The sequence below is a fragment of the Flavivirga rizhaonensis genome, from assembly GCF_004791695.1.
Taxonomy (GTDB): domain Bacteria; phylum Bacteroidota; class Bacteroidia; order Flavobacteriales; family Flavobacteriaceae; genus Flavivirga; species Flavivirga rizhaonensis.
Map to the genome: position 1 here is coordinate 25,296 of NZ_SRSO01000038.1, position 9,441 is coordinate 34,736.

Annotated in this window: 9 protein-coding genes and 1 tRNA gene; 2 read left to right on the forward strand and 8 right to left on the reverse strand. The window is 33.1% G+C overall.

Going from position 1 to position 9,441, the window contains the following annotated elements; all coding sequences use genetic code 11:
* The first annotated feature begins 143 nt into the window (after window positions 1-143).
* Both EM932_RS19000 and EM932_RS19005 read left to right on the forward strand, forming a co-directional pair.
* Window positions 144-497, forward strand: coding sequence for an ISAon1 family transposase N-terminal region protein (locus EM932_RS19000; RefSeq protein ID WP_135878792.1), 354 nt, complete (start codon window positions 144-146; stop codon window positions 495-497).
* 390 nt (window positions 498-887) lie between these two features.
* Entirely contained in the window at window positions 888-1,586 is a 699-nt protein-coding gene (locus EM932_RS19005) for a DUF4369 domain-containing protein (protein WP_135878793.1), read from the forward strand.
* Between the two features lie 184 nt (window positions 1,587-1,770).
* Here EM932_RS19005 and EM932_RS19010 read toward each other — a convergent pair.
* From EM932_RS19010 to EM932_RS19045, 8 genes are all read right to left on the reverse strand, one after another.
* A tRNA-Thr gene (locus EM932_RS19010) sits at window positions 1,771-1,844 on the reverse strand.
* A 61-nt stretch (window positions 1,845-1,905) separates the two neighbouring features.
* A complete protein-coding gene (locus tag EM932_RS19015) occupies window positions 1,906-2,175 on the reverse strand; it encodes a hypothetical protein (protein ID WP_135878794.1) in 270 nt (89 codons plus the stop codon).
* A gap of 27 nt (window positions 2,176-2,202) precedes the next feature.
* Window positions 2,203-3,174 (reverse strand): type I phosphomannose isomerase catalytic subunit, encoded by a 972-nt coding sequence (locus EM932_RS19020; RefSeq protein WP_135878795.1) that lies wholly within the window; start codon window positions 3,172-3,174, stop codon window positions 2,203-2,205.
* Window positions 3,175-3,585, reverse strand: a complete 411-nt coding sequence (locus tag EM932_RS19025; protein WP_135878796.1) for a 6-pyruvoyl trahydropterin synthase family protein — start codon at window positions 3,583-3,585, stop codon at window positions 3,175-3,177.
* Window positions 3,582-4,106: an isopentenyl-diphosphate Delta-isomerase gene (gene idi / locus EM932_RS19030; protein WP_135878797.1), complete on the reverse strand. Its 525-nt coding sequence runs from the start codon at window positions 4,104-4,106 to the stop codon at window positions 3,582-3,584. The genes EM932_RS19025 and idi overlap by 4 nt, the downstream gene beginning before the upstream one ends.
* Window positions 4,107-4,231: 125 nt before the next feature.
* Window positions 4,232-6,127 carry an OmpA family protein gene (locus EM932_RS19035; protein ID WP_135878798.1) on the reverse strand — a complete coding sequence of 632 codons (1,896 nt, stop codon included), beginning with the start codon at window positions 6,125-6,127 and terminating at the stop codon, window positions 4,232-4,234.
* Window positions 6,128-6,141: 14 nt separating this feature from the next.
* A complete protein-coding gene (locus EM932_RS19040) occupies window positions 6,142-7,071 on the reverse strand; it encodes a PorP/SprF family type IX secretion system membrane protein (protein ID WP_456236431.1) in 930 nt (309 codons plus the stop codon).
* Window positions 7,072-7,105: 34 nt separating this feature from the next.
* On the reverse strand, window positions 7,106-9,441 hold a 2,336-nt coding region (locus EM932_RS19045; RefSeq protein ID WP_135878800.1), incomplete at its 5' end, for a gliding motility-associated C-terminal domain-containing protein.

A 9,441-nucleotide genomic window follows, 5' to 3' on the forward strand; every position in this document is an offset into this window, starting at 1 on the left:
ACGAAATACATTAAATTTTAACATTTATAGACAAAAAGACTATAAATATCGTCAAAATACACACCAGAAGCTTTAAAAATTAGATCACTTATAAAAGTTGCACACAAAATGAAATAAGTTTTAGATTTTTACAAAAAAGTATTTTGAAAAATTATCTAGATCTGCTTAAACTTACGCTCCCCTCAATGTTAGTTGAGTATTTTGATTTAGTAAAAAAAACAAATAAAAATGAAGTTATTCATCTTTATTTTGAAGAATTCAATATCGTTAGCAAAGAAAAAGCCTCTTCCCAATTAATTTCTCTTGGTTTCTTGGAAGAAATTACCATTCAGGATTTTCCTTTACGGGGTAAAATAGTGTATTTACACATTAAACGACGTAAATGGTTAGACAGAACCACTAAACAAATAGTACAAAGAAATTATAATTTAGCAGGAAAGGGAACTTATATGACTAAAGAATATGCTACTTTTTTAAAAGAAATTAGACGATATTAAAACCAAAGGTTATGATATCTTAATTGTTTTATAACGTCTTCCTAAACCATGAGTTATTAGTTACTTTTATAAAACAAGATTTTTTTTGGGGTTAGTCAAGAATATATCTATCAAGAAATGGAAATAAAAAAAGCATCCTCTTAGGATGCTTTTTTACTAACTAACTAACCAAAAATATGAATTACATTTTAAGTTTAAAGTAACCACTCAATAAACTTTTTAATTAAATATAATTATTTTACATATCACAACATCCGTGCCAAACTCTAAAATTTAATATTTAATTTAGTATATAGAGTAAAAAAATATAACCCTATAAAATAATTATAAGCTGTTAGTATTTAAAATATAATTATTAAGATATTTGCCAATACAACAAAGACCTTATTTATGAAAAAAATTACGTTTTTATTTTTAGTCCTTTTAATAACTTCTTGTAGTGAAAAGCAACATGATTTAATAGTTAGAGGAAACATCAAAGAGTTAAAAAAAGGAACTATTTATCTTAAAAAAGCTAATGATACTGTTTTAATAACTGTAGACTCTTTAGTTATAAATGGTAATTCTCAATTTGAATTACATTCAGATTTAGAATCTCCAGAAGTATTCTTTTTGTACTTAGATAAAAATAGCTCAGAGGAAGATAGGATTACTTTTTTTGCGGATAAAGGCATAACAGAAATTAATAGCACATTAAAAAACTTTGTTTTTGATGCAAAAATTAACGGCTCAGATCAACAGAAAGTGTTAGAAGAATACAATGCTATTATATCTAGAATGAATAATAGAAATCTAGACTTAATAAAAGAACATTTTGAAGCTCAAAAAAACAACGATACAGCTAAAGTTCGTGTTCTTGAAAAAGAATCCGATAATGCATTAAAAAGAAAATATTTATACACAGTAAATTTTGCATTAAATAATACTGATAGCGAAGTAGCACCCTATCTTGCTCTTTCAGAAATCTACAATGCCAGAATTAAGTTTCTTGACACTATAAATAATAACTTGACACCAAAAGTTAAAAAATCTAAGTATGGTAAAGAGTTGCAACTGTATATTGATAAAATAAAAGCTTCGAAAAAATGAAGCTAAAATTTCAAACAAAACAAAAAAAGACCTTTTCAAATGAAAGGTCTTTTTTTGTTTCTATTAAGAGCCGATGGAGGGACTCCCTTCGACTGCGCTCAGGATAAACTTCTAGCCCAAACCAACTTTTAGTTTAATAACAAAACTTAAGTCAGTTATCTGATACGCTTTTCAAAATTTCAAGAGCCGATGGAGGGACTCGAACCCACGACCTGCTGATTACAAATCAGCTGCTCTAGCCAGCTGAGCTACATCGGCTTATTTAACGGTTGCAAATATAATATCTAATTTAACATCTGCAAGTAGTCCGTTAAAAAATTTATCCTAATTTATTAATTTTTTCTATTAAAGCTCTACCTTTAGTTTCTAGCTCTACATTAATTGCTTTAAAATGTGCTTTTGCGTTTTCAACATCTTTAGCATTAACTTTGGCTATCAATTCATCAAAAGTAGCAATTGCTTCGTCAATAATTGCCTCGCTCTTTTTTGTGTCTTTGTCTGTGTTTGCGTATTCCCAAACATAAACTGCTTCAATAATATCACCTAAAACATAATTAATGTCTTTTTTTAGGTCTCTAACATTTGCCATAATCTGTATTTTTATTTGATTGCAAAATTAAACATAAACTTCCAATAGTGTAGCATTTTTAGAAGCAATTTCATAGTCAGTAATTGCTGCTGGTAACAATATCGTTTCTCCTTTTTTAATAGACTCAGAAATACCGTTAACCAAAATTTCCGCATCACCTTCTACGCACATATATATTATAAATGAATCATGTTCATTTTTCTTTTTAAGTGGCTCAGTAACTTTTAAATAATTAGTTGTAAAATAAGGACAACTTACCATTTCGTTAGATTGATTTTCTGTTTTAGAATATGCTACTCTAAAATTATCCGGCATATTAAAATCGAAGGCATCAATTGCTAAATCATTATGTAACTCCCTTTCATTACCTTCATCATCTACTCTATCCCAATCATAAACACGATACGTAATATCGCTTGTTTGCTGTATTTCGGCTACCATAACCCCTGCTCCAATAGCATGAATACGCCCAACTTCAATAAAGTAAGTATCTCCAACTTTTACTTTATCAAAATTTAAAATATCAGTAAGCGTTTTATCTTCTAAATGACTTAAATATTTTTCTGAAGTCATATCTTGATTAAAACCAACTATTAAATTAGAACCTTCATCTGCTTGTAACGTGTACCACATTTCTGTTTTACCAAAAGAGTTATGCCTTTTAGCTGCCAACTCATCATTAGGATGTAATTGAATTGATAAATCTTCTCGAGCATCGATAAACTTTATAAGTAAAGGAAATTTATTTCCAAATACCTTATAGTTTTTATCTCCTATTAAATGTCCCTTAAAAGTTTCTAAAAGTTCTTTTAATGAATGTCCTTTTAAGGTTCCGTTTGACACTATGGATGTATCTCCTTCTACGTCACTAATCTCCCAACTTTCACCAATATTTGGTAAATCACTTTTTTTATTGAGAATGGTTTTTAATTTTTGTCCGCCCCATATTTTATCTTTTAAAATAGGGTTGAATTTAATTGGGTATAATGTGTTATTCATTTATTTTCCTGAATAGGTTACGAAATTACGAGGTGTTTCAAATAAGGTAATCTCCAATTCTAAATGTGATGCCAACTTTGACTTCATTTTATTGTAAATTACGACAGCTATATTTTCCGCTGTTGGGTTTAAGTCTTTAAATTCTGGTACTTCTACATTTAAGTTTTTATGATCGAAAGCATCTTCAACTTCAGCTTTAATAATTTCTTTTAAAATTTTCATATCAATAACATAACCTGTTTCCTGATCAATCTCTCCTGTTATACTAACAATGAGTTCATAATTATGACCATGAAAGTTTGGATTGTTACATTTACCAAAAATAGCATCATTCTTTTCAAAACTCCAATCCTTTCTATACAGACGATGTGCTGCATTAAAATGTGCTTTTCTACTAACTGTTACTTTCATTTAGAAATATTTATATGTTCGTAGAATTTATCGAAAATCACCTTAAACCATTCTGTGTATAATTCTGGTTGTAATAGAATGTCTGCCTTAACTTCATCTAAAGGCATCCATTTCCAGCCAACTACTTCATCTAGATTAATAGTAGGTTCTCCATTATAATTACCTAATAATACATGGTCGTACTCATGTTCGGTTAATCCATTATCAAATGGCGCTTTATAGATAAATGAAATGGATTCTTGCAAGTCCACTACAAATCCCATTTCTTCTTGTAATCGTCTTTTTCCTGCTCCAATATTAGTTTCTCCATCGCGTTGATGACTACAACATGTGTTCGTCCAAAGTCCTGGAGAATGGTATTTATTTAAAGCTCGTTGCTGAAGCATTAACTCATTTTTATTATTAAAAATAAAAACGGAAAATGCGCGATGTAATAAAGCTTTTTCATGAGCCTCCATTTTAGGCATCAATCCGATTTGCTCATCATTTTCATTTACTAGAATTACTTTTTCTTCTTTCATAGAAAAGCAAAAATACCAAGTAAATATTAAAAAACATATTCTAATCAGAAATTAAAGCTTAACTATAAAATAAAAAAGCATCCATAATTATATGAATGCTTTTCTTTATTCGATATGTATTGAAGTTAGTCCTCTACTAATATAAACTCACTTCTTCTATTAGCTTGATGTTCTTCTTCACTACACTTTACACCAGTGATGCATTTATTTATTAAGATTGTTTCACCATAGCCTTTGCCAGTTAATCTACTCGCGTCTATACTTCCTTCTTTTATAAGGTAGTTTATGGTTGATTTATTTCTTCTTTTTGATAGCTCTAAATTATATGATTTATTTCCTCTTGAGTCTGTATGCGATCGTACATCTACTTTTGTATTTGGATATGCCTTCATATAATTTATTATCTTCACTAATTCTTGCTCTGCTTCTGGTCGTATAATGGCCTTATCAAAATCAAAATAGATAGGGTTTAAATCTAATAGTTTAAATAGGTCTACCTCATTAGGTTCTAACTTTATAACTATTTGTAACTCTAGTTCATCTGTGTCGATATTAAAAGCTTCTACACCTTCTTTATAGTTTGCTTTAGTTACCTGTGATTTGTAATCACTATGGCTTCCTGATAGTTTTAAACTAAACTCGCCATTTTCATCAGATTTTAATGTCTTTACTAATTCATTTGCATGATTATAAATGAACACATCTGCACCTGCTATTATCTGATTCGTATTTTTATCTAATACAGTTCCTGTTATGTATTGTAGATATGGATTTCTTGTAAAGCTATAAATATCGTCATCACCTTTTCCTTCTTTTCTATTCGAGGACAGATAGCCTTTGTAGGTAGTTTCATTTATAATGTACTCAAAGTCATCTTTCGAACTGTTGATTGGTTTCCCAACATTGATTGGTTTATTATTTGAAGTAGTTATTTTTTCAATATTCTTAAAAGCGAATACATCTAAACCTCCTAAACCTGGATGACCATCTGATGAGAAATACAAAGTCCCTTTATTACTTATATATGGGAAGTTCTCTCTGCCTTCAGTATTTATTTTAGAACCTAGATTCTTTGGTTCACCATAACTGCCGTCTTCATTTATTGTCACTACATAAATATCGGATGCGCCTAAAGTTCCTTCCATATCGGATGCAAAATATAATTTTGTCTCATCTGCACTAAGAGCAGGATGGGCTACATTATAGTCATCACTATTAAATGATAACGGTTCTATATTGGTCCAGCCTTCTTCTTTCAATTCAGCTTTATATATTTTTAAGCCGTGTATTCTTTTCGAATTCTTCTTGAATTCACCTTTATAGTAATTGTTTCTTGTAAAGTATACTGTTTTGCCATCTTTTGTAAAGGCAGTCGACGATTCGTGGTATTTTGTATTTATAGCGCCTTTTATCTCTGTGGCTGTTCCGTCTGCATTTAACTCATAAATATCTAAAAAGGGTTGTTCGTTCCAATTATACAGTTCTTCATCTTCTCCCCTTGAGGATGCAAATATTAATTGATCCTGATGTATTGAAGTTCCAAAATCTGATAATGGGGTATTGATTTCTAGGTTATTCATCTCAAAATCATCCGAACGTTTTTCAATCGTTTCCAGATAGTCTGCTTGAAATAGTTTACTTCTAGAATCTTCTGGTTGTAATCTTATAAATTCTTCTAAGATTTTATCTGCTTTGTCATAAGCTCCTATACCTTTTAAGGCTTGAGAGTATCTAAAGTAGTTTTCAGGATTTATGGTTTCCTTTTTTTGAGCTATTAACTCTCCGTACCATTGGGAAGCTTCTTCCATTTTCCCATTATAATAAAAGGAATTGGCTAAATTCTCTAATAACTCGGGATTTCTATTCCCTTCATTTGCAACTTCTAATAACTGTTCTGTCGTTTTTACATACGATAAATTGTTATATGTCTTCTTTGCTTTTCTGGCCACCCCTTTTTGACCAAAGGATATATTTACCAGCAATAATGTCAATAACGGTAATAATAGTAATCTTTTTTTCATGTCCCTGTATCTTTTTAGAAGAATCTTGGTGATAATATTCTTCCTATTTGTTGTAATTCAAATCGCAGCATTATTTCGTGGGATCCACTATTATAAGTATTTAATCCTGTCGTAGTAAGATCGTAGGCGTATCCTATAAATAACCCTGGGTTTATCTGAAAGCCTGCTAGACCGCTAATGGAATCATCCCATCGGTAGCCTAAACCCAGGGTTAGCTTTTCATTGAATAAAGCGTTTATAGAAAGGTCTGCTATTAATGGAGCTCCTGATACACCTTTAACTAGTGCGGCTGGTTTTAGTTTTGTGTTTTCTCCTATATCAAACACATAACCTCCTATTAAAAAATAGTGTAAGCGTTCTGTAGCTAGGGATTCTTGAACACCATCATAATGTTCCGTCGTAAAAAAGTTTGGTATGGATAATCCTAAATACCATTTTTCTGAATGCAAGTAAAGACCTGCCCCTATGGTTGGAGAGAATAGGCTTAGATTATCATTAAAAACTCTATCGGGGTATTGGAATACACCTTTGCTCCAATCGGTATCTAATAAATGAAAACCTCCTTTTAGTCCAAAAGATAGCTCAGTCCCTCGTATTTCATCTATAGGGATGGTATATGAGAAATTAATATCTACATTGGTTTCACTCGCTGGCCCTAGTTTATCGCTTACTAGGTTTAACCCTAGTCCCAAACGTTTGTTTCTTAAAGGGGAATGAATTCCAAAAGTGATTGTTTTTGGAGCACCATCAATACCGACCCATTGGGTACGGTATAATCCTGTGATACTTAATACATCCCGCTGACCCGCATAGGCTGAGTTCACACTCATTGTATTATACATATATTGTGTGTACTGTGGGTCTTGCTGGGCTGATAGTTCTAGATTTAATAGTGTTGCAAACACTACTAAAATTAAACTTTTTGCTAATGATCGTTGTTTCATCATTTTTAATTTCTTTAGTTGTTTGTTTACTATTTTATCCGTTGATGTATAACCATCCTATTTTAGGTTTAGAGCCATCTCCAAGGTCTAATACATAATAATAGGTTCCTACTGGTAATTTCTCTGTGCCATTTATAGTACTTCTTCCATTAGAGGTACCATCAAACTCGTTGTTGTATCCTTGTTTTTTATAAACAATATTTCCCCAACGGTTATAGATCTCCAGCTTATTGTTTGGATAGTTGGTTATACAGTTAATTATTAAAAACTCATTAACACCGTCTCCATTTGGTGAGAATTCATTGATTACTATTAAGCAACCCAATTCGGTCTCTGTTGGATCATCCTCTGTATTACCATCTACATCATCTCCATCATCACTAATATCAGTTATAGTCTCAAAGCTTGGACTAATTCCTGAGGCTTCTACACTATTACGAACTCCTCCAGAATTGATGGCTTGTTGTGTGATTTCAAAAGTCGCTGTATAAGTGGCTATCTCACCTACTAATAAGGTACCTTCTACACTTCCTAAATCTGCATCATCAAATACAGGTGCTTCTGTTAAGGTTAATGGGTTACCATTAATATCTGTGAAGGTATCCACTAGGTTTATACTCGTTAGAGTCACATTTCCTGTGTTTTCTACTTCGATTGTATATCTAATTTCATCACCTAATTCTATATCTGATGCATCTGCTAATTTAGTTACCTCCAATCCAGCTGTACAATCTATTGTAGTTGTTACTCCTACAGTAATATCTGAAGGTCTGTATGAACACGGATCATGTGGATCTGTTGCACTCTCTCCATCTGGTGGGGTAAGTTCATCACCGTTTGTTACACCATCTCCATCACAGTCTGCTGCCAAAAATGCTGCATCTGGTGTTAAGGTGATATCGCTGGTAATAAAATCACATGGCTCATTTGGATCTGTTGTACTCTCTCCATCTGGTGGTGTCAATTCATCACCGTTTGTTACGCCATCACCATCACAGTCTGCTGCTAAAAATGCTGCATCTGGTGTTAAGGTGATATCGCTGGTAATAAAATCACATGGCTCATTTGGATCTGTTGTACTCTCACCACCTGGTGGTGTCAATTCATCACCGTTTGTTACGCCATCACCATCACAGTCTGCTGCTAAAAATGCTGCATCTGGTGTTAAGGTGATATCGCTGGTAATAAAATCACATGGCTCATTTGGATCTGTTGTACTCTCACCACCTGGTGGTGTCAATTCATCACCGTTTGTTACGCCATCGCCATCACAGTCTGCTGCTAAAAATGCTGCATCTGGTGTTAAGGTGATATCGCTGGTAATAAAATCACATGGCTCATTTGGATCTGTTGTACTCTCTCCATCTGGTGGTGTCAATTCATCCCCATTTGTTACGCCATCGCCATCACAGTCTGCTGCTAAAAATGCTGCATCTGGTGTTAAGGTGATATCGCTGGTAATAAAATCACATGGCTCATTTGGATCTGTTGTACTCTCTCCATCTGGTGGTGTCAATTCATCCCCATTTGTTACGCCATCGCCATCACAGTCTGCTGCTAAAAATGCTGCATCTGGTGTTAAGGTGATATCGCTGGTAATAAAATCACATGGCTCATTTGGATCTGTTGTACTCTCTCCATCTGGTGGTGTCAATTCATCACCGTTTGTTACGCCATCACCATCACAGTCTGCTGCTAAAAATGCTGCATCTGGTGTTAAGGTGATATCGCTGGTAATAAAATCACATGGCTCATTTGGATCTGTTGCACTCTCTCCATCTGGTGGTGTCAATTCATCACCGTTTGTTACGCCATCACCATCACAATCGGCATTATTCCATGTATTGCTTGGTACTTGAGTAACATCAGCTGGGTTATAGCTACAGAAATCATTTGGATTAGTTGGTGTTCCACCACTTGGAGGAGTTGATTCATCACAATCAATTACACCATCACCGTCAGAATCAATTGAACTGATAACTATAGTTTCACTAATTGATAGACTTAAATTACAATTAGTATTTGCTACATTTATTAAATTTATTGTAACAGCCGTAACAATATTATTAATAGTAATATCTACTGTACCTGTTCCCCCAATAGTAACAGTACCAGAAACTGAACCGTTATAGGTTACCATATCATTTGGTATTCCTGTAATTGTGAAAACTGCATCACTACCTGAACATACAGGGCTATTAGTAGTTATTACTGGTATATTTGGTAAAGCATTGATCGTTACACTAGCGGTACTACTGTTTGGACAGGTTCCTGCTGTGGTATAAGTTACGGTATAGGTTCCCGGAGTACTGGTCGATACATCGATAAGTCCTGTTCCTGCTGTAAGTGATAAGCCTAATGTGCTACTAA